Origin of the sequence: Mesorhizobium sp. M1406 (assembly GCF_040317555.1) — a bacterium.
Lineage (GTDB): Bacteria > Pseudomonadota > Alphaproteobacteria > Rhizobiales > Rhizobiaceae > Mesorhizobium.
On the sequence record NZ_JAMYKW010000010.1, the window covers coordinates 139,482 to 158,490 of the forward strand.

At 62.8% G+C, this 19,009-nt stretch carries 17 protein-coding genes, 1 tRNA gene and 2 pseudogenes; 15 read left to right on the forward strand and 5 right to left on the reverse strand.

What is annotated here, in order from left to right:
• The first annotated feature begins 377 nt into the window (after positions 1-377).
• A complete protein-coding gene (locus NKH03_RS12075; RefSeq protein ID WP_352968542.1) occupies positions 378-1,427 on the forward strand; it encodes a threonine aldolase family protein in 1,050 nt (349 codons plus the stop codon).
• A 70-nt stretch (positions 1,428-1,497) separates the two neighbouring features.
• Here NKH03_RS12075 and NKH03_RS12080 read toward each other — a convergent pair whose 3' ends face one another.
• Positions 1,498-1,965 (reverse strand): Hsp20 family protein, encoded by a 468-nt coding sequence (locus NKH03_RS12080; RefSeq protein WP_352863269.1) that lies wholly within the window; start codon positions 1,963-1,965, stop codon positions 1,498-1,500.
• A 479-nt stretch (positions 1,966-2,444) separates the two neighbouring features.
• Here NKH03_RS12080 and NKH03_RS12085 point away from each other — a divergent pair, with 479 nt between their 5' ends.
• On the forward strand, positions 2,445-3,422 hold the full coding sequence (locus NKH03_RS12085) for an alpha/beta fold hydrolase (RefSeq protein ID WP_352968543.1): 978 nt from the start codon (positions 2,445-2,447) through the stop codon (positions 3,420-3,422).
• Positions 3,407-3,662, forward strand: a pseudogene (locus NKH03_RS12090) (AraC family transcriptional regulator); the annotation flags it as partial. The gene NKH03_RS12085 and the pseudogene NKH03_RS12090, both read left to right, overlap by 16 nt.
• 9 nt (positions 3,663-3,671) lie before the next feature.
• Here the strand turns inward: NKH03_RS12090 and hisN are convergent.
• Both hisN and NKH03_RS12100 read right to left on the reverse strand, forming a co-directional pair.
• Positions 3,672-4,445, reverse strand: a complete 774-nt coding sequence (hisN, locus tag NKH03_RS12095; protein ID WP_352968544.1) for a histidinol-phosphatase — start codon at positions 4,443-4,445, stop codon at positions 3,672-3,674.
• A 355-nt stretch (positions 4,446-4,800) separates the two neighbouring features.
• A complete protein-coding gene (locus tag NKH03_RS12100; protein ID WP_352968545.1) occupies positions 4,801-5,742 on the reverse strand; it encodes an N-formylglutamate amidohydrolase in 942 nt (313 codons plus the stop codon).
• A 163-nt stretch (positions 5,743-5,905) separates the two neighbouring features.
• Here NKH03_RS12100 and cpdR point away from each other — a divergent pair, with 163 nt between their 5' ends.
• Positions 5,906-6,268: a cell cycle two-component system response regulator CpdR gene (cpdR, locus tag NKH03_RS12105; RefSeq protein ID WP_010911372.1), complete on the forward strand. Its 363-nt coding sequence runs from the start codon at positions 5,906-5,908 to the stop codon at positions 6,266-6,268.
• Between the two features lie 116 nt (positions 6,269-6,384).
• A tRNA-Val gene (locus NKH03_RS12110) sits at positions 6,385-6,459 on the forward strand.
• Positions 6,460-6,608: 149 nt separating this feature from the next.
• Here NKH03_RS12110 and NKH03_RS12115 read toward each other — a convergent pair.
• A complete protein-coding gene (locus NKH03_RS12115; RefSeq protein WP_352968546.1) occupies positions 6,609-6,818 on the reverse strand; it encodes a hypothetical protein in 210 nt (69 codons plus the stop codon).
• A 228-nt stretch (positions 6,819-7,046) separates the two neighbouring features.
• Positions 7,047-8,201, reverse strand: coding sequence for a dihydrodipicolinate synthase family protein (locus NKH03_RS12120; protein ID WP_352968547.1), 1,155 nt, complete (start codon positions 8,199-8,201; stop codon positions 7,047-7,049).
• Between the two features lie 240 nt (positions 8,202-8,441).
• Between NKH03_RS12120 and NKH03_RS12125 the strand changes: the two genes are divergently transcribed.
• The 10 genes and pseudogenes from NKH03_RS12125 to NKH03_RS12170 form a co-directional block, all read left to right on the forward strand.
• Positions 8,442-9,500: a LacI family DNA-binding transcriptional regulator gene (locus tag NKH03_RS12125; protein WP_352877856.1), complete on the forward strand. Its 1,059-nt coding sequence runs from the start codon at positions 8,442-8,444 to the stop codon at positions 9,498-9,500.
• Positions 9,497-10,513, forward strand: a complete 1,017-nt coding sequence (locus NKH03_RS12130; protein WP_352968548.1) for a Gfo/Idh/MocA family protein — start codon at positions 9,497-9,499, stop codon at positions 10,511-10,513. Before NKH03_RS12125 ends, NKH03_RS12130 begins: the two co-directional genes overlap by 4 nt.
• Complete coding sequence (locus tag NKH03_RS12135; RefSeq protein ID WP_352968549.1) at positions 10,510-12,111, forward strand: acyl CoA:acetate/3-ketoacid CoA transferase; 1,602 nt, start codon at positions 10,510-10,512, stop codon at positions 12,109-12,111. The genes NKH03_RS12130 and NKH03_RS12135 overlap by 4 nt, the downstream gene beginning before the upstream one ends.
• Complete coding sequence (locus NKH03_RS12140) at positions 12,104-12,880, forward strand: enoyl-CoA hydratase/isomerase family protein (RefSeq protein ID WP_352968550.1); 777 nt, start codon at positions 12,104-12,106, stop codon at positions 12,878-12,880. Before NKH03_RS12135 ends, NKH03_RS12140 begins: the two co-directional genes overlap by 8 nt.
• Positions 12,881-12,889: 9 nt before the next feature.
• Positions 12,890-14,401, forward strand: a complete 1,512-nt coding sequence (locus NKH03_RS12145; protein ID WP_352968551.1) for an aldehyde dehydrogenase family protein — start codon at positions 12,890-12,892, stop codon at positions 14,399-14,401.
• 58 nt (positions 14,402-14,459) lie between these two features.
• On the forward strand, positions 14,460-15,713 hold the full coding sequence (locus NKH03_RS12150) for an ABC transporter substrate-binding protein (protein WP_352863254.1): 1,254 nt from the start codon (positions 14,460-14,462) through the stop codon (positions 15,711-15,713).
• 89 nt (positions 15,714-15,802) lie between these two features.
• Positions 15,803-16,759 (forward strand): carbohydrate ABC transporter permease, encoded by a 957-nt coding sequence (locus tag NKH03_RS12155; RefSeq protein WP_352863252.1) that lies wholly within the window; start codon positions 15,803-15,805, stop codon positions 16,757-16,759.
• Positions 16,756-17,700: a carbohydrate ABC transporter permease gene (locus NKH03_RS12160; protein WP_352863250.1), complete on the forward strand. Its 945-nt coding sequence runs from the start codon at positions 16,756-16,758 to the stop codon at positions 17,698-17,700. Before NKH03_RS12155 ends, NKH03_RS12160 begins: the two co-directional genes overlap by 4 nt.
• A gap of 4 nt (positions 17,701-17,704) precedes the next feature.
• A complete protein-coding gene (locus NKH03_RS12165; RefSeq protein ID WP_352863249.1) occupies positions 17,705-18,820 on the forward strand; it encodes an ABC transporter ATP-binding protein in 1,116 nt (371 codons plus the stop codon).
• A 5-nt stretch (positions 18,821-18,825) separates the two neighbouring features.
• A pseudogene (locus tag NKH03_RS12170) lies at positions 18,826-19,009 on the forward strand (GMC family oxidoreductase); the annotation flags it as partial.

Below are 19,009 nucleotides of genomic sequence, written 5' to 3' on the forward strand. Positions count from 1 at the left end.
TCGTACAGGCCAGATTGAGGCCGTCCACCTGTCGCTCGCGGCAACAGCCGGAGAGGCCAAATGATACGCCAATCCAGCTCGTTTTGTGCGACAAAATAAGACAGCACTACTGTCCTAAATTTTTATGACAGAAATCCCGTACGCATACAAGACCGATTCACAAAAAACTTGGGCCTTTCGCGACAGAAAATTACGTGAAGCCGGGTAAAAACGTAACGTTCAGTCGCCAACCTCTGCCCTGCCAGCCTTGGCTGGCGTTACCGATTTTCCGGCGCCTGGCCCCTTGCGATCAGCACGCGAAACCGGTCAAGTTCAGGCTGACTTCCCCAAAACCCCGATTTCCCCAAAACCCCGATTCCCTAGACATAGGCAGATGCATGTTCTTCGCTTCCGACAATTGGGCAGGCGCCCATCCCAATATCGTTGCTGGCCTGTCGGCCAATGCCGGCGGCTTTTCCAACGCCTATGGCGACGGTGCGCTCGACCAGGCAGTCTATCAGCGATTCAATGAGATTTTCGAACGCGAGGTCGCGGTGTTCTTCGTCGCAACCGGCACTGCCGCCAACTCGCTGGCGCTGACCGCCTATAACAAGCCTGGCGGCATCTCCTTCGCCCACCGCGAATCGCATGTCATCGAGGACGAATGCGGCGCGCCGTCATATTTTTCCGGCGGCTCGCGCCTGCATGAGATCGATGGCGCGCTTGGCAAGATCGACCCGCACAATCTGGAACGGACCATCGGCCGTTTCGCGCCCGAAATCGTCCATTGGGGACGGCCGATGGCCGTTTCGATCACCCAGTCGACCGAGGTCGGCACCATCTATGGGCTAAATGAGATCGAGACGATCTCGGTGATCGCCAAACGACATTCGGTGCCCCTGCACATGGATGGCGCCCGCTTCGCCAACGCGCTCGTCGCGCTCGACACAACGCCAGCCGAAATGACCTGGAAACGCGGCGTCGACATCCTCTCCTTCGGCGGCACCAAGAACGGCTGTTGGTGCGCGGAGGCGATCGTGCTGTTCGATCTCGACCGCGCCAGGGAATTGGCCTTCCTGCGCAAGCGCGCCGCCCAGCTGTTTTCGAAATCGCGCTTCGTCGCGGCGCAGTTCGAGGCCTATTTCAAGGATGGATTGTGGCTGGACACCGCCCGCCACGCCAACGCCATGGCCGCGCGCCTTGCGGCGGCGATCGAGGATTCGGCCACGGCAAAGCTGGCCTGGCTGCCGCAGGCGAATGAGGTGTTCGCGGTGATCAAGAAAGCCGACGCCGAAAAGCTGCAGGCAGCCGGCGCTGCCTTCTACGACTGGCATAAGCCACATGGCTTTGACGGCCACATCAGCGAGGACGAGCTGCTCTATCGCTTCGTCACCAGCTTCGCCACCACGGCAGGGGAAGTCGACCGCTTTGGTCAGTTGATCGCTTGATAATCGATGTCCCGGACAACAAAAAAGGCGACGCCTTTCGGCGCCGCCTTTGCCTTGGGAGGCTACAGGTTTAATTGGCGGACTTGGCTTCGATCTGCTTGGCCTTGGCCGGAGCCGAGGTGATCGCAATCTTGCGCGGCTTCAGTTCCTCGGGAATGTTGCGCGTGAGGTCGACGAAGAGCAGGCCATTCTTCAGCGCGGCGCCGACAACTTCGACGTGATCGGCAAGCTGGAAGCGGCGCTCGAAAGCCCTCGAAGCGATACCGCGGTAGAGCAGTTCGGACCCTTCGCCGGTGCCTTCGTCCTTGCGCTCACCCTTCACGGTCAACACATTGCGATGGGCTTCGATCGAGATTTCCTCGTCCGAGAAGCCGGCAACCGCCATCGAGATGCGATAGGAATCCTCGCCGGTGCGCTCGATGTTGTAGGGCGGATAGGTCTGCGCGCCATCCGGCTGCGCAAGCGAATCGAGCATGGTGAAGAGACGGTCGAAGCCGACGGTCGAACGATAAAGCGGGGAAAAATCAACGTGACGCATGAGGTGTTCTCCTGTTGAGCAACATGGCTTGCGCATGGCCGGTGCGAAACCCTTGAGCGGCGTTTCGGCTGGACCAGCGGCCCCAACATTGGCGGCCGCATCAGACATTTGGGGAGCGCTCGAATGCATTTCAAGATTACATCCGGTGGCAAAGAAGCCGTGCGGCTGGTGCCTTGATGAACGGCAGATGAACCGTCGCTTCGGCGCGTGTTCAGACAACCGACGCTAAAGTACATTCCAGGATCAAGGATTGGCGGCGCCGATTGCACAACAGGCACCGCAACGAGGCCGACCGGGTGTCAACGTCCCTTCCTCCCGGATCGACAGAGGCCGGAAGCATGCTTTCAAGCGGCTTCCGGCCTTCCCCGTTGCAGCCCCCGTTGCCGTGAATTGCTTTGCTTTTGGCGCATGGGCGTCTATCACCTTAGCGAGCGGGCCGGCACAGGCAGGCATGCGAGACGCCAAACACGAAGCGCCGAATGACGGATCTTTTCAACGACAACCCCCTTTTTCACGAAATTGAGGGCAATCCGCGGCCGGAAAACGCTTCCGCCGGCTTCTTCACCACGCGCGACGGCAAGAATATCCGCTACGGCCTGTTCGGCGCGGTCGCTCGCCCGACGAAGGGCACCGTGGTCCTGCTGTCTGGCCGCAACGAGTGCATCGAGAAATATTTCGAAACCATCCGCAACCTCGCCGATCGCGGCTTTGGCGTCGCCACCCTCGACTGGCGCGGCCAGGGCGATTCCGATCGGCTGATCCGCGATCGCCAGCGCGGTTATGTCAGGAGCTTCGGCGACTATACCGCGGACCTCGAACAGTTCTTCGAGGAGATCGTGCTGCCCGACTGCCGGGGTCCCTACTACATCCTGGCGCATTCGGCGGGCGCGTTGATCACCCTGCTTGCCGCGCGGTCGATGGTGAACCGCGTGCGGCGCATGGTGCTGATCGCGCCCTTCCTGACGCTGCCCGATCTGCCGGTCTCGATATCGACCGTTCGCCGCGTGTGTTCGCTGTTTTGCGCTCTCGGCCTCGGCCGGCTCTATGCCGCCTGGGGCCCGCGGCCGAAGGTGACGGCCCCGTTCGAGACCAACAAGCTGACGAGCGACCCGGTGCGCTATCGGCGCAACACGCGGATCTACGAAGAGTACCCGCAACTGGCACTTGGGGGCCCCACGATCCGCTGGCTGCGGGCAGCCGCGAAAGCCTCTGAAGCCGTCAGCGATCCCGATTTCATGGCTCGGATCCAGATTCCGCTGCTGATAATCGCGGCCGGCGCCGATCAGGTCGTCTCGACCAAGGCCGTGGAAGCCTACGCCAGGCGTCTGCGGCTCGGTTCGCTGCTGATGATGGACGGTTCCCGTCACGAAATCCTGCAGGAAGCCGACATCTACCGTGAGCAGTTGCTCGCCGCCTTCGATGCCTTCATTCCCGGCAGCGACGACCCGACTGCCTGATAAGCGCCGATCGCTGGTTGTCACGGCGCTGGACATTGGCTGACATTGCCGCCGAGGTCGGCGTCTCGCCGGTCTATCTAACGCAAGTCTTCCAGCAGGTCGAGGCCATGCCGCTCTACCGCTACCATCTGCGCCTGCGGCTGGCGCGCGCTCTCCAGCCACAGCCATTTCAGTTCCGCTTTCAGACAGGTTTACGGCCGCACGCCAGCGGAATTCCAGCGCTCGATAAGGTCGCGCTGAAATATAATATCAGCCGCGCAAGGCGGCCATGGCAGCCGCGTGAAGCTCCGGCGTTGCTGCGGCGAGCACGTCACCGCCCTGTTCCGCTGGCCCGCCATCGAATGTGGTGACGACACCACCGGCCTTCTCGATGATCGGGATCAGCGCCACGATGTCGTAGGGCTTCAAACCGGGATCGGCGACGATATCGACGCTTCCCGACGCGATCATGGCAAAGGCGTAGCAATCGGTGCCGTAGCGAGCGAGCTGAACCTGTTTCTCGAACTGGTCGTAGCGATTGCGCGCCTCGTCCTTGAACAGTGCCGGCGTGGTGGTGAACAGCGTCGCCTCGGCCAGCTTCGTCGTCTTGCGGGTTGTCAGTTTTCGCGGACCGCCTGGACCCTCATAGTGAGAGCCGGAGGCGTTGGCGTAGAAAAGCTCACCGGTGAAGGGCTGTGACATCATGCCGGCCACAGCATCGCCATCGACCATCAGCCCAACCAGCGTCCCCCATACCGGCAGGCCGGAAATGAAGGCGCGGGTGCCGTCGATCGGGTCGATCACCCAGACATGCCGGCTCGAAATGTTCTCGCTGCCGTGCTCCTCGCCGAGGATACCATGGTCGGGATACCGCGCCGATATCAGCGTCCGGATGGCGCGCTCGGCCTCGCGATCGGCCTCGGTGACCGGGTCGAAACTGCCCTTTTCCTTGTTGGCGACAGTCCCCTGGCTGCGAAAGCGCGGCAAGGTCTCCGCCGCCGCTGCCTGCGCGATGCGGCGCATGAAATCGATGCTGATGTCCAACTGATTCTCCCGCATTGCAGCATGCTCGAGCCGTGCTCTGCCGCCAGTTTTGTGCCAAAACAAGGGTGTCCGACGATTTTTCCGCAGCGCCATCTGTTGCCTGGATGTCACACAAGCATCGTCGAAACGCAATTTCCACATCAGAGTGAATTAAAAAAGCCTGAAGGTCGCTTGACATTTGTGCAGCGCACAATACCCTCATCCTCGGACAGGTTTTCCTGTCCATGCCCTCCTTGGGCGTTTCCTCCCTAGACTTCGACCGTATCGTGCAAACGATGCGGTCTTTTTTTACGCCGCGATTTCCAATGCATGTCGCCCAAAAGCATGGGCAACGACATGGCATACAAGGCGGATTTCACTCCGCGGCCAGTGGCAGGTCGACGAAATGATGGTCGGGCATCGACATCAGGTCTGCTGAAAATCGCGCCAAATCGTCGGCCAGCGCGTCGAAGCCGGCTGCCTTCTCGAATGTCCGCTCGTTCATGTAGAGCCCGCGATTGACCTCGATCTGCAGCGCATGCAGATGGCGCGCCGGGCGGCCATAGTGCTCGGTGATGAAGCCGCCGGCATAAGGCTTGTTGTGGGCGACGGTATAGCCCATGGCGGTGAGCAGGCCGATCGCGGTCTCGGTCAGGGCCGCGGTGGCCGAGATGCCGAAACGATCGCCGATGATGAAGTCGGGCCGCAGGCCGCTGTCGCCGACACGGATGCTCGCCGGCATCGAGTGGCAATCGATCAGCACGGCAAAGCCGAAACGCGCATGAGTCCTGGTCAAAAGCCGCTTCAGCGTCTCATGATAAGGCTTGTAGACGGCCTCGATGCGGGCGACCGCTTCGGCCAGCGGCAAGCGGCCGGGATAGATATCGAGCCCCTCGCCGACCAGCTTCGGCACCGTGCCAAGTCCACCGGCCACCCGCGCCGAGCGGATATTGCAGAAGGACGGCACCGGCTCGGCGAACATACGCGGATCGAGCTCCCACGGCTCGCGGTTGACGTCGAGATAGGCCCGCGGGAAATTCGCCGCCAGCATCGGTGCGCCGAGCGCGACGGCGCCGCCGAACAGCTCATCGACGTAACAGTCTTCCGATCGGCGGATGGCGTTGCGGTCCAGCCTCGCCATGGCCAGGAAGCGTTCTGGATAGTGGCGGCCGCTATGCGGTGAGTTGAAGAGGAAGGGGACGCGCTGCTCGGCGCCCAACCGGATTTCGAAGGGTGGAAAGACCGAAAAATCCTCGGCTGCCGTCTTCAATTTGAACGAACCCGAAAACACCAGTGCATCATCATGTGAAAGTGCCACCTTGCTGGCCGCGTGTCCAGCATTTCAGCGGCCGCGCAGCCGGGGCAAATATGGATCATCGCCTTCCGCGTTCACTTGATGTTTACCCTCACCTCCTCATATACAGGATGGTTAACGGGCTTGCCCAACGGCAACCTCGGGCGGGTGATTCGGACGGGATATCATGGCACGCATTCTTCTGGCGGAAGACGACGACGATATGCGTCGGTTCCTCGTCAAGGCGCTTGAGCGCGCGGGTTACCAGGTCAGCGATTTCGACAATGGTGCCAGCGCCTATGAGCGGCTGCGCGAGGAGCCGTTCTCGCTGCTGTTGACCGACATCGTCATGCCGGAGATGGATGGCATCGAGCTGGCACGCCGCGCCACCGAGATCGATCCTGATTTGAAAGTCATGTTCATCACCGGTTTCGCCGCCGTTGCGCTGAACCCGGATTCCAAGGCACCGAAAGACGCCAAGGTGCTGTCGAAGCCGTTCCACCTGCGCGACCTCGTCAACGAGGTCGAGAAGATGCTGCACGCGGCCTGAGCCGCTTTCCAAGCGAGGCGCCGCACCTCTTCGCCACTGCGGCGAGACGACGCCTTCTTTCCTTTTTCCTGCTATTGACGCGCTGGATCAAAAATGGTGTATGCGCGGCTTCGGATGGGCGTGTAGCTCAGCGGGAGAGCACTGCATTGACATTGCAGGGGTCACAGGTTCAATCCCTGTCACGCCCACCATCCAATCCAGACAGTCAGATCTTAAAGCGGCACCCTGGCTCGACAGAGCCGGCTGACGTCTTTCGCAAGGGAAGCTGGGCGCGACGGATGTTTTCGGTCACGCAACGCGCCCGTCCCGGCGTGACCGGGACGAGCCACAGTGGCTCAGATCAATTCGGCTCTGGATCGGGCCTATTTCCCGGCCTGTCCGGCGTGCCGCCCTTGCCTTCGCGACAAGGCTCGCCGGTGCCGCGGCATTTGCCGTTGTAGGTTACGCCGGGCTTCAGCCTGTCGCATTCCCTGGGACTGGTTGTCTTGCAGCCGGCCAGCACCGAAACGGCGATGGCGGCCAAAAGGACGTTTCTCGAAACAGTAAACATGAGACGTTCTACTTGATGGACCATGTTTGGACACATCGCTTGGTCGCACCTCGGGAGAAATTGGTTCAAAAGAAATTGCCTATGCGAATATTATTCCGTGCCCGCGCGACGACGGAGGGGCCGATGAGACCCCCATGCGCGCAAGCCATCATTTGAGGCAGGTTCGGCGATCGCGTGACAGCAAGTCCCGCACGACCGACTGCTTCGAGGGCCAGCCTCGTCGCGGACCTAGACACCCGCGACGGCGCAGAGGCTTCTCATCCTGGCAACCGCCAATTCCGGATCGGCCAGCAATCCGGCTTGGTCGGCAAGGCGGAAGACATCGGCATAGTGACGGATGCCGCGCGCCGACTGCATGCCGCCGACCATCGCAAAATGGTCCTGATGGCCGTTCAGCCAGGCCATGAAGACGATGCCGGCCTTGTAATATTCGGTCGGCGCCTCGAAGATCTTTCGCGACAGCGGCACGGTCGGCGCCATCAATGCGTCATAGCCGGCGCGGTTCCCATCCGCCAGTTTCGCCAAGGCTGCATTGGCGACCGGCGCGATGGCGTCGAAAATGCCGAGCAGCGCATGCGAATGCCTTTGCTCGTCGCCGGCGATCAGTTTGGGGTAGTTGAAGTCGTCACCGGTGAACATGACGACGCCCTCCGGCAGGCGGTTCCTGAGCGCGACCTCCTTGCCGGCATCGAGCAGCGAGATTTTTATCCCTGCCACCTTGTCGGCGTGGCGTTCGATGATGGCGACGACTGTGTCGAGCGCGGCCTCGAAATCGCTGCTGCCCCAATAGCCCTTGAGCGCCGGATCGAACATGTCGCCCAGCCAGTGTAGGATGACCTTGCCGGATGCCTGGGACAGGATGCGGTCGTAAACACGCGCATAGTCATCCGGGCCCTTGGCCGTCGCCGCGAGCGCCCGGCTGGCCATCATGATCGCCTTGCCGCCGAGCCCTTCGATGAAAGCGAACTGCTGCTCATAGGCGGCGATCACGTCATCGAGCGTCCTGACAGCGGCCGGCGCCAGATGATCGGTCCCAGCGCCCGAGGCGAGGTCGGCGCCGTCGACGGTACGCGCCTCGGCGATCGAGCAGCGTATCAGTTCCTGAGCGTTTGTCCAGTCGAAGCCCATACCGCGCTGCGACGTGTCCATCGCCTCGGCGATGCGGAAGCCGAGCCGCCACAGATGGCGCCGGAACGCCATCGTCCTGTCCCAGTCGACCGCCGGCCTGGACCACGGATCGGTCATCGCAAGCGGATCGGCAACGACATGCGCGGCGGCATAGGCGATGCGCGAAAACCGCGCGCCGATCACAGGCTGCACCGGCTGGCCGGCAAGCGCGTAGCGGGCGCTGCGGCCATCCTCACCAGGCAAGGAAATGTCCATCGATCTCTCCTTTCCCGCGCCTATAAATGGAACGTTCCAATAAATCAAGAAGCTTTAAGATTCAGAGTTCATTTACGGGCGAATGCTGCATTGCAACACAGAAAGCCTTATACGGCATGCCGTTTGAGCGCATACAGTCGATCATTCAGCACCATTAAAAAATCCGGATTGACTCGGGATCGATGCGATGATTAGAACGTTCCAATAGATTTGACCATCAAATCGGAAGGGTGCATCTGAATGGCCAGCCGGGCCAAGGCGACGATATTCGACATCGCCCGCGAAGCGGGCGTGTCCAAATCGACGGTATCGCTCGTGCTCCAGGGCAGCGGGCTGATCCGGCCTGAGACCGCAAGCAAGGTGCGCAAGGCGATCGAGGATGTCGGCTACGTCTACAACCGCGGCGCCGCCAATCTGCGCAAGGCTCACTCCAATGTCATCGGCATGGTCATCAACGATCTCACCAATCCTTTCTTCGCGGAACTGGCGGTCGGCATGGAACGCGTCTTTCAGTCGGCCGGCATCGTGCCATTCATCGCCAACACGGCGGAAAATCCGGTGCGCCAGGAAGAAGTGCTGAAGTCGCTGATGGAGCAAGGTGTCGCCGGTCTCATCGTGTCGCCGGCGCGCGGCACGACGCCGGGCGCCTTCCGCAGGATCGAGACGGCGGGCTTGCCGGTGGTCTTCGCCATGCGCCGGCTACCGGAAAGCCGCATCCCCGTGATCGCGCCCGACAATCATCGCGGTGCCTATCTCGCCACCGCTCATCTGATCGGCAAGGGACATCGCCGGCTGGTCTTCTTCGGCGGCTCGTCCGATCTGGTCGTCTATCACGAGCGGCTTGGCGGATTTCGCGAAGCCTGCGAGACGCAGGGCATTGCCGCCGGTGACGCGCTTGTCGTCGAAGGCGAGACCAGCCGCAGAGGTGGTATCGCGTGCCTGGAGACCGCTCTCACGATGGCTGAACCGCCGACCGCGGCACTCTGCTTCAACGACGCCGTTGCCTTTGGCGCCATGCTGGCTCTGCGCAAGCGTGGGCTGGAGCCGGGCGCTGATTTCGCCATCGTCGGCTTCGACGACGTGGCCGAGGCCGAGCATTACATGCCGGCTCTGACCAGCGTCGCGGTGGACTCGGCGGGCCTCGGCGAACGTGCCGCCCATGTGATGCTGAAAATGATCCAGTCGCGCACCACGCGGGCCGAGGATCATATCGGCGCGGTCAATCTCGTGGTCAGGGAAAGCTGCGGCCCGGATCGCCGCGCCCGAAACAGGCCCGCGGGTTCGGGGGACGCGGCATGAGCGTCAGATGGGGGTTGATCGGCGCCAGCACGATCGCCAGACAGTTCATGATCAACGCCATCCGTGCGCAAGGCGATGGCGAGATCGCGGCGGTGATGAGTTCCAGCTTGGAGCGAGCCACGGCCTATGCCAGGGAAAACAACATTTCGCTTGCCGTCTCGACGCTCGATGCCCTGCTCGGCGCCGACATCGACGCCGTCTACATCTCGACCACCAACGAATTGCACCTCGAGCAGGCGCTCGCCGCGATCAAGGCGGGAAAGCACGTTCTGTGCGAAAAGCCGCTGGCACTGAGCAGTGCCGATGCGCGCACGATGGTCGCTGCCGCCAGGGCCGCTGGCGTCGTACTCGGCACCAACCATCATCTGCGGAACGCCGGCGCGCATCGCGCCATGCGCGAGGCGATCGCCGCCGGCCGCATCGGCAAGCCGATCGCCGCGCGTGTCTTCCATTCCGTCTATTTGCCCGAAAACCTGCAGGGCTGGCGCATTGCCAAGCCCGAGGCAGGCGGCGGTGTGGTGCTCGACATCACCGTGCATGACGCCGACACGCTGCGTTTCGTGCTCGGCGACGACCCGGTCGAGGTGTCTGCTTTCACCCAGTCGGCCGGCATGGCCGGCAGCGGGCTGGAAGATGGCGCCATGTGCATCTGGCGCTTCAAATCGGGCGTCATTGCCCAGTCGCACGAGGGCTTCACCACCAAATTCGCCGGCACCGGTTTCGAGGTGCATGGCTCGGAAGGCTCGCTGATTGCCGGCAACGTGATGACACAGAGGCCGGTCGGCTCGGTGATGCTTCGCACCGCGGCAGGCGAAGAGGAATTGAGCTTCGACCGCGAGCATCTTTATGCGCGCTCCGTGCGCCAGTTCCACACCGCGATCCGTGGCGAGGGTCAGCCCTCCGCCACCGGCGAGGACGGCATTTGGTCGCTGACCGCTGCCGAAGCAGCGCTGCAATCTGCCAGTTCCGGCAAGTCCGTCAAGATCGACCCGAAACTCGGGAGCATGAATTGAGCAAGGTCGTTTCCGCAGCTGAAGCCGCCGGCCTGATCAAGGACGGCATGGTCGTGTCCGTGTCCTCATCCAGCGGCCTCGGCTGCCCGGACGCCGTGCTGGCCGCCATCGGCGAGCGCTTCGATGGGGAAGGCCACCCAAAGAACATCACCACACTGCATCCGATCGCCGCCGGCGACATGTATGGCATTAGGGGTATCGACCATCTGGCCAAACCCGGCCTGCTGAAGCGGACTTTGTGCGGCTCCTATCCGTCCGGCCCCTCCTCTTCCGAACCGCCGCAGATCTGGAAGATGATTGGCGACAATTCGGTCGCCGCCTACAACGTGCCGTCCGGCATCCTATTCGATATGCACCGCGAAGCCGCCGCCAAGCGGCCGGGCGTGCTGACCAAGGTCGGTCTCGATACCTTCGCCGACCCCCGACACCAGGGGTGCGCCATGAACGCCGCCGCCAGCGAGCCGATCGTTTCGGTGCAGCAGTTCGATGGCGAGGAATGGCTCTATTTCCGCTCGATCGTGCCTGATGTCTCGATCATCCGCGCCACCACCGCCGACGAGCGCGGCAACCTCACTTACGAGCATGAGGGCGCCTATCTCGGCGGGCTGGAACAGGCGCTCGCCGCCCGCAACAATGGCGGCGTCGTCATCGCGCAGGTCAAGCGCGTCGTCGAAAATGGCACACTGAAACCGCACGATGTACGCGTTCCCGGCGTGCTGGTCGACCATATCGTCGTTGCGCCAGACCAGTTGCAGACGACACTGACACCCTATGATCCGGCAATCTCCGGAGAGATCTTCCGGCCGCTGTCGAGCTTCCGCACGCCAGAGATGAACGTCCAGAAGGTGATCGCGCGCCGCGTCGCCATGGAGCTGCGCGACGGCATGGCCGTCAACATCGGCTTCGGTATTTCCGCCAATGTGCCGCGCATCCTTCTCGAGGAAGGCCAGCACGGCAAGGTCACCTGGGTGATCGAACAGGGCGCGGTCGGCGGCGTGCCGCTGCTCGACTTCAAATTCGGCTGCTCATCGAACGCCGACGCCTTCATGCCCTCGCCGCACCAGTTCATCTACTTCCAGGCCGGCGGCTTCGATGCCTCGCTGCTGTCCTTCCTGCAGATCGACCGCCACGGCTCGGTCAACGTCTCGAAGCTTTCGGCAAGGCCGCACGTCACCGCCGGTGCCGGCGGCTTTGTCGACATCACCGCACGGGCGAAGAAGATCGTCTTCTCCGGTTTCTTCAATGCCGGGGCCAAGCTGTCACTGGCCGATGGCGGCATCCGCATCGACGCGGAGGGCAAGGTCAAGAAGGTGGTCGCGGAGGTCGAGCACATCTCGTTCTCGGGCAAGCGCGCGGTCGCGCAGGGACAGGACATCACCTACGTCACCGAGCGCTGCGTGATGAAGCTGACGCCGGACGGGCTGGTGGTAACCGAACTCGCACCCGGCATCGATCTGCAGCGCGATGTGCTGGCGCAGGCCGAATTTCCGCTAGGCATTACCAAGGACCTCAAGACGACACCGAGCGCGCTCTACCTGGACCAGCCGATGGGCCTGTCGCTGAATGGCGCCGCCTCGCTCGGAGGCGCGCATGGCTGAGCGTCTCGTCACCTTCGAGCAGGGTGGTGCCATCGGCATCGTCACGCTGCGCCGGCCGGAGAAATTCAACGCGCTCGACATCCCGATGCTGCGGGCGCTGGAGACGGCGCTCGACGCGGCCGAGATGGCGGAAGGCGTACGCGTCGTGCTGCTGCGCGGCGAAGGCAAGGGCTTTTGCGCCGGCGGCGATGTCGAGGCCTGGGCGCGGATGAGTGCCGCCGATTTCCAGGTGCAATGGGTGCGCTATGGCCATCGCGTCTTCGACAGGCTGGCGCGGCTCAGGCAACCGACCATCGCCGTTCTGTCCGGCCATGCGCTGGGCGGCGGGCTGGAACTGGCTGTGGCTTGTGATTTCCGCGTCGCGGAAACACATGTGAAATTGGGCTTTCCCGAAACCTCGATCGGCGTTGTTCCCGGCTGGTCCGGCACGCAGCGCGCCGTGCGCCGCTTCGGTGCGCAGACGGTGCGCCGCATGGCACTGGGCGGCGAGATCTTTCTCGCCCCTGAAGCACTGGCCCTGGGTGTGGTCGACCGGGTGGTCGAGACCGGCGAGGCGCACGACGAAGCCAAGGCATGGGCCGAAAAGATCGCCGAGCGCGGTCCGCTGGCGACGGAAGCCGCCAAATTGATGATCGCTGTCGCCGAAGGCGAGGAAAGTGCCGCCGCCACTGAAGCGCTGGCCAGTGGCTTAATCGCCATGACGGGCGATCTCAAGGCCGGCGTCGGTGCTTTCAAGGCCAAGCAGAAGCCGGCCTTTTCGAGATCCTAGAGGAAACACATGAACGCACCCCTCAAGATTTCCATGCCGGCCGAGGCGTCCGCGGCGCCGAAAGCCTACAGGCTGCTGATCGACGGCAAGCATATCGATGCCCGCGACGGCCGCACGATTGCTCGCAATAGCCCCGGCCACGGCTTCACCGTCTCGCACTATGCACAAGCCGGCGAGGGCGAAGTGGAAGCCGCGGTGCAGGCTGCTCACAAGGCGTTCGAAACCGGCCCGTGGCCGCGCATGAAAGCGGCCGAACGTGCCGCGATCCTGCTCAAGGCGGCCGACCTGATCGAGGCGCGGCTGGAAGAGATCGCCCGGCTCGACGCACTGGAATCGGGCAAGCCGATCGCCCAGGCGCGCGGCGAGATCGGCGGCGCCGTCGACATCTGGCGCTATGCCGCATCGCTCGCCCGCACGCTGCACGGCGAATCCTACGCCAATCTCGGCGATGCCATGCTGGGTGTCGTGCTGCGTGAACCGATCGGCGTCGTCTCGATCATCACACCGTGGAATTTCCCCTTCCTGATCGTCAGCCAGAAGCTGCCCTTCGCGCTCGCCGCCGGCTGCACGGCGGTGGTCAAGCCGAGTGAGATGACCTCGGCCTCGACCTTTGTGCTCGGCGATATCCTGATGCAGGCCGGCCTGCCCGCCGGCGCGGTCAACATTCTCGCCGGCCTCGGCGCTGATGTCGGTGCGCCGATGGTCAGCCATCCCCTGGTCGAGATGGTGTCGTTCACCGGCTCCACCCGCATCGGCAAGATGACGATGGCCTCGGCCGCGCAGTCGCTGAAGAAAGTTTCGATGGAGCTCGGCGGCAAGAACGGCCAGATCGTCTTCCCCGACGCCGACCTTGATGCGGCCGCCGACGCGGCGGTGTTCGGCGGCTTCTTCAACGCCGGCGAATGCTGCAATGCCGGCAGCCGGCTGATCGTGCACGAGGCGATCGCCGACGATTTTCTCAGCGCTGTCAAGGCGCTCACGGCCAGGGTGACGGTCGGCGATCCGCTCGACGACCAGACCAAGGTCGGCGCGATGATCTCATCCGACCATTTGACCAAGGTGGCGGATTACGTGGCGGCAGCTGCCAACGAAGGCAGCAGCGTCTACAGCGGTGGCAAGCAGTTGGCCTCCAATGCCGGCCAATACCTCGATCCCACCATCATCCGCGGCGTCACCGAGGATATGGCCATAGCGCGCGAGGAAGTGTTCGGACCGGTGCTCTCGGTGCTGACTTTTGAATCGATTGAAAAGGCGTTGCACATCGCCAACAACACGCCCTATGGTTTGTCGGCGGGCGTGTGGAGCGCCAGCATCGACACTTGCATGTCGGTGGCGCGTGGGGTGCGTTCGGGGACCGTTTGGGTGAACACATTCATGGAAGGTTATCCCGAACTGCCTTTCGGAGGCTACAAGCAGTCCGGTCTCGGACGCGAACTCGGCAAACGCGCCGTTGAGGATTATACCGAAGAAAAGACAATCCAGTTTCATCGTGGCCAACGCACCGGATGGTGGGTCGGCTGAGTTGAGAAGAACCCGGTGGGCTTCCACCGGTCGTGTAATGCAACAAGGGAGGAAGTACATGTTGCGCAAACTGCTTATCGGAACGGCTCTCGCATCGGGTCTGGCTTTCGCGGCTCATGCCGAGGACGTCAAGGAAGTCCAGATGCTGCATTGGTGGACGTCGGGCGGCGAAGCGGCTGCTCTCAACGTGCTCAAGGGTGACCTAGCCAAGGAAGGTTACGCCTGGAAGGACGTGCCGGTGGCCGGCGGTGGCGGTGACGCTGCCATGACCGCGCTGAAGGCAATGGTCGCGGCCGGCAATTACCCGACCGCCTCGCAGATGCTCGGCTACACCGTGCTCGACTATGCGGCGGCCGGCGTCATGGGCGACCTGACCGAGACGGCGAAGAAGGAAGGCTGGGACAAGTCCGTTCCGGCCGCCCTGCAGAAGTTCTCGGTCTATGAAGGCAAGTGGGTCGCGGCTCCGGTCAACGTCCACTCGGTCAACTGGCTGTGGATCAACAAGGCCGTCATGGACAAGATCGGCGGCACCGAGCCGAAGACCTTCGACGACTTCGTTGCCCTGCTCGACAAGGCCAAGGCGGCAGGCGTGATCCCGCTCGCCCTCGGCGGCCAGAACTGGCAGGAAGCCACCATGTTCGACTCGGTCGTGCTGTCGACCGGCGGACCTGAGTTCTACAAGAAGGCCTTCAACGACCTCGATGACGAGTCCCTGAAGTCCGACACGATGAAGAAGTCGTTCGACAACCTGGCCAAGCTCGTCACCTATGTCGACCCGAACTTCTCGGGCCGTGACTGGAACCTTGCCACCGCCATGGTCATCAAGGGCGATGCCCTTGTGCAGGTCATGGGCGACTGGGCCAAGGGCGAGTTTAACGCCGCCAAGAAAACGCCGGGCACGGACTTCCTGTGCTATCGCTTCCCGGGCACCGAAGGCTCGGTGGTCTACAACTCCGATATGTTCGGCATGTTCAACGTTCCGGACGACCGCAAGGCCGCCCAGATCGCATTGGCCACAGCCACCCTGTCGAAGAGCTTCCAGTCGGCCTTCAACGTCGTCAAGGGTTCGGTTCCGGCTCGTACCGACGTTCCGGACACCGACTTCGACGCTTGCGGCAAGAAGGGCATCGCCGACCTGAAGGCAGCCAACGAGGGCGGCACGCTGTTCGGTTCGCTGGCCCAGGGCTATGGCGCGCCTCCGGCGGTCGCCAATGCCTACAAGGATGTCGTCTCCAAGTTCGTCCATGGTCAGATCAAGACCTCGGACGAGGCCGTGACCGAGCTGGTCAAGGCCATCGACGACGCCAAGTAAGCGCCACACACAAAAACGCCTTCCCCGTTCCGGCGGGGAAGGCTCCGATCCGCGAAGCTGGATGGCCGCGTGTCGACGGGAGGAGCCTCATGAGCACGGTAGCGACAAGCCAGATCAAGCTGACGCCGGAGCACGCGCGCCCGCGCGCCTCGGTGCGCTCGCGCCTGCAGGATGCGCTGCCTAAGATCGTGTTGGCGCCGAGCTTCGCCATCACCATCGTCTTCGTCTACGGCTTCATCCTGTGGACGATCTATCTGTCCTTCACCAATTCCAAGACCTTCCCATCCTATGTCATCACCGGCCCGCGCGCCTATCAGCGGCTGTGGGGCTGGACCTTCGACACCGACCCGCCATCGAGCTGGTACACGTCGATCACCAACATGGGCATCTTCGGCTTTCTCTACATCTTCATCTGCCTGGCGCTCGGCCTGTTCCTGGCCATCCTGCTCGATCAGAAGATCCGCGGCGAAGGCGTGTTGAGGCCGATCTATCTCTACCCGATGGCGCTGTCCTTCATCGTCACCGGCGTTGCCTGGAAATGGTTCCTCGACCCCGGCCTCGGCCTCGAGCAGACCTTGCATCAGTGGGGCTGGACGAGCTTCCATTTCGACTGGATCAAGAACAAGGATTTCGTCATCTACACGGTGGTCATCGCCGGCGTCTGGCAGGCCTCCGGCTTCATCATGGCGATGTTCCTGGCAGGCCTGCGCGGCATCGACGGCGAGATCATGAAGGCGGCGCAGATTGACGGCGCCACCACCTTCCAGCTCTACCGCCGTATCGTCATTCCGCTGCTGCGGCCGATCTTCCTGTCGGCCTTCATCGTCCTCGCACACCTCGCCATCAAATCCTACGATCTGGTCGTGGCTCTGACCAGCGGCGGACCGGGCGGCTCGGCCTGGCTGCCCTCCAATTTCATGTACGAGTACACGTTCAAGCGCAACGAAATGGCCGTCGGCTCGGCCAGCGCCGTGATCATGCTGATGACCATCGTCGCCATCATCGTGCCCTATCTCTATTCGGAACTCAGGGAGAAGCCGCGATGAGCGCCGTCACCACTCCCGCCCGTCAGGCTTCAGGCGTCGTCAACGTCAAGATCGTCAACCGCATCGTCATCTACGGACTGCTGGCGCTGTTTGCGCTGTTCTACCTGATGCCGCTGTTCGTCATGCTGGTCACCTCGTTCAAGACCATGGACGAGATTCAGAACGGCAACATGCTGGCATTGCCCCAGGCGCCGACCTTCGATCCATGGCTCAAGGCCTGGGGGGAGACCTGCGTCGGCCTCACCTGCGCCGGCATCAAGGGCTATTTCTGGAACTCCATCAAGATGGTTGTTCCGGCCGTGCTGATCTCGACGATGCTCGGCGCCCTCAACGGTTACGTGCTGACCAAATGGCGCTTCCGTGGCGCGACGCTGGTGTTCGGACTGATGCTGTTCGCCTGCTTCATTCCGTTCCAGTCGGTGCTGTTGCCGATGGCAACCATCCTGGGCAGCCTCGGCCGCTTCGGCGTCATGCTGCGGAATTCGGTCGGCACGAGCTTCGGCCTCGGTAACCCGACGGTCAACCTCGTCTTCGTCCACGTCGTCTACGGCATCGGCTTCACCACGCTGTTCTTCCGCAATTACTACGAGGCGTTCCCGACCGAACTGGTCAAGGCGGCACAGGTGGACGGCGCTTCGTTCTTCCAGATCTTCCGTCGCATCATGCTGCCGAATTCGATGCCGATCTTCGTCGTCACGGTGATCTACCAGTTCACCAACATCTGGAACGACTTCCTGTTCGCCTCGGCTTACGCCGGCACCGGCGACTCGATGCCGATGACGGTGGCGCTCAACAACGTCGTCAACACCTCGACCGGCGTCGTCGAATACAACGTCAACATGGCCGCCGCGATGATCGCGGCTCTGCCCACCCTTCTAGTCTATGTGCTCGCCGGCCGCTACTTCGTGCGCGGTCTCATGGCTGGCGCCGTCAAAGGATAATCTGATGGCTTTTCTGGAAATTGATGGTCTGAGAAAGCGCTTCGGCCAGGTCGAGATTCTGAAAGGGATCGATGTCGAGCTCGAGAAAGGCGGCTTCCTGGTGCTGGTCGGCCCGTCCGGCTGCGGAAAATCCACTTTGCTCAACACCATCGCCGGGCTGGAGACGATCACGTCGGGTGAAATCCGCGTCGACGGCCGCCAGATCAACGATCTGCATCCCTCCAAGCGCGACATTGCCATGGTGTTCCAGAGCTACGCGCTCTACCCGAACATGACGGTGGCCGGAAACATCTCGTTTGGCATGGAGATGCGCGGCGTGCCGGCGGTGGAGCGCCAGAAGGCGATCGACAAGGTGGCTAAGGTGCTGCAGATCGGTCACCTGCTGCAGCGCAAGCCGAGCCAACTTTCGGGCGGCCAGCGCCAGCGAGTCGCAATGGGCCGGGCCCTGGTGCGCGACCCCAAACTGTTCCTGTTCGATGAACCTTTGTCCAACCTCGACGCCAAGCTGCGCGTCGACATGCGCATCGAGATCAAGCGCCTGCACGCCACCACCGGCACCACCATCGTCTACGTCACCCACGACCAGATCGAGGCGATGACGCTGGCGACCAAGATCGCCGTCATGCGCGACGGCGAGGTACAGCAGTTCGGCACTCCAGCCGAAATCTACAACAACCCGACCAATCTCTTCGTCGCAGATTTCATGGGCTCGCCGGCGATGAACCTGATCCCGGCGACCATCGGCACCAACGGCAACGCGCTGTCCGTTGTGCTCCAGCGCGAGGCGCGCGAGCCGATCAACCTGCCGATGGCCAATGCACCGGCGGGCCTGTCGGCATTCCAGGGCAAGCCGATCATCTTCGGCGTCCGCCCTGAAGCGCTGACCGACCCGGAAGGAGCCGAGCGCAATGCGTCGAACATCGCCACCGCCGACTGTCACATCGAGGTCATCGAACCGGCAGGCTCCGACACCTTCGCCGTCACCAATCTCGGAGGCAAGGGCGTGGTGGCGCGGCTGCGTGCCGACGCCAACATCCAGCCGGGCACCAACACGCCGCTCGCCTTCAACCTGACAAAGGCTGTGTTCTTCGATCCGGCGACCGAGAGCCGCATTCGCTGACGGCCATGACAAATCCGGACATCGTCATCATCGGCTCCGGCATAGGCGGCGCAACGATCGCCTCCGGCCTTGCCGGCCGCGGCGGCGCCCGACTGGTGGGGGGGGGGTGCGGGCCGCAGGCCGCGACGCCGCAGGAGGGGGGCCCGCGGTGGCACGTCGTCGACCGCCCCGAACGGCCGCAGGGGGTTT

What these genes read in the sequence shown, in the direction of transcription:
- NKH03_RS12085 (WP_352968543.1), top strand. Translation starts at nt 2,445, where the DNA reads ATGACGGATCTTTTCAACGACAACCCCCTTTTTCACGAAATTGAGGGC.
- NKH03_RS12130 (WP_352968548.1), top strand. Translation starts at nt 9,497, where the DNA reads ATGAGCGTCAGATGGGGGTTGATCGGCGCCAGCACGATCGCCAGACAG.
- NKH03_RS12140 (WP_352968550.1), top strand. Translation starts at nt 12,104, where the DNA reads ATGGCTGAGCGTCTCGTCACCTTCGAGCAGGGTGGTGCCATCGGCATC.
- NKH03_RS12145 (WP_352968551.1), top strand. Translation starts at nt 12,890, where the DNA reads ATGAACGCACCCCTCAAGATTTCCATGCCGGCCGAGGCGTCCGCGGCG.
- cpdR (WP_010911372.1), top strand. Translation starts at nt 5,906, where the DNA reads ATGGCACGCATTCTTCTGGCGGAAGACGACGACGATATGCGTCGGTTC.
- NKH03_RS12160 (WP_352863250.1), top strand. Translation starts at nt 16,756, where the DNA reads ATGAGCGCCGTCACCACTCCCGCCCGTCAGGCTTCAGGCGTCGTCAAC.
- NKH03_RS12075 (WP_352968542.1), top strand. Translation starts at nt 378, where the DNA reads ATGTTCTTCGCTTCCGACAATTGGGCAGGCGCCCATCCCAATATCGTT.
- NKH03_RS12115 (WP_352968546.1), bottom strand. Translation starts at nt 6,818, where the DNA reads ATGTTTACTGTTTCGAGAAACGTCCTTTTGGCCGCCATCGCCGTTTCG.
- NKH03_RS12120 (WP_352968547.1), bottom strand. Translation starts at nt 8,201, where the DNA reads ATGGACATTTCCTTGCCTGGTGAGGATGGCCGCAGCGCCCGCTACGCG.
- NKH03_RS12155 (WP_352863252.1), top strand. Translation starts at nt 15,803, where the DNA reads ATGAGCACGGTAGCGACAAGCCAGATCAAGCTGACGCCGGAGCACGCG.
- NKH03_RS12150 (WP_352863254.1), top strand. Translation starts at nt 14,460, where the DNA reads ATGTTGCGCAAACTGCTTATCGGAACGGCTCTCGCATCGGGTCTGGCT.
- NKH03_RS12165 (WP_352863249.1), top strand. Translation starts at nt 17,705, where the DNA reads ATGGCTTTTCTGGAAATTGATGGTCTGAGAAAGCGCTTCGGCCAGGTC.
- NKH03_RS12080 (WP_352863269.1), bottom strand. Translation starts at nt 1,965, where the DNA reads ATGCGTCACGTTGATTTTTCCCCGCTTTATCGTTCGACCGTCGGCTTC.
- NKH03_RS12125 (WP_352877856.1), top strand. Translation starts at nt 8,442, where the DNA reads ATGGCCAGCCGGGCCAAGGCGACGATATTCGACATCGCCCGCGAAGCG.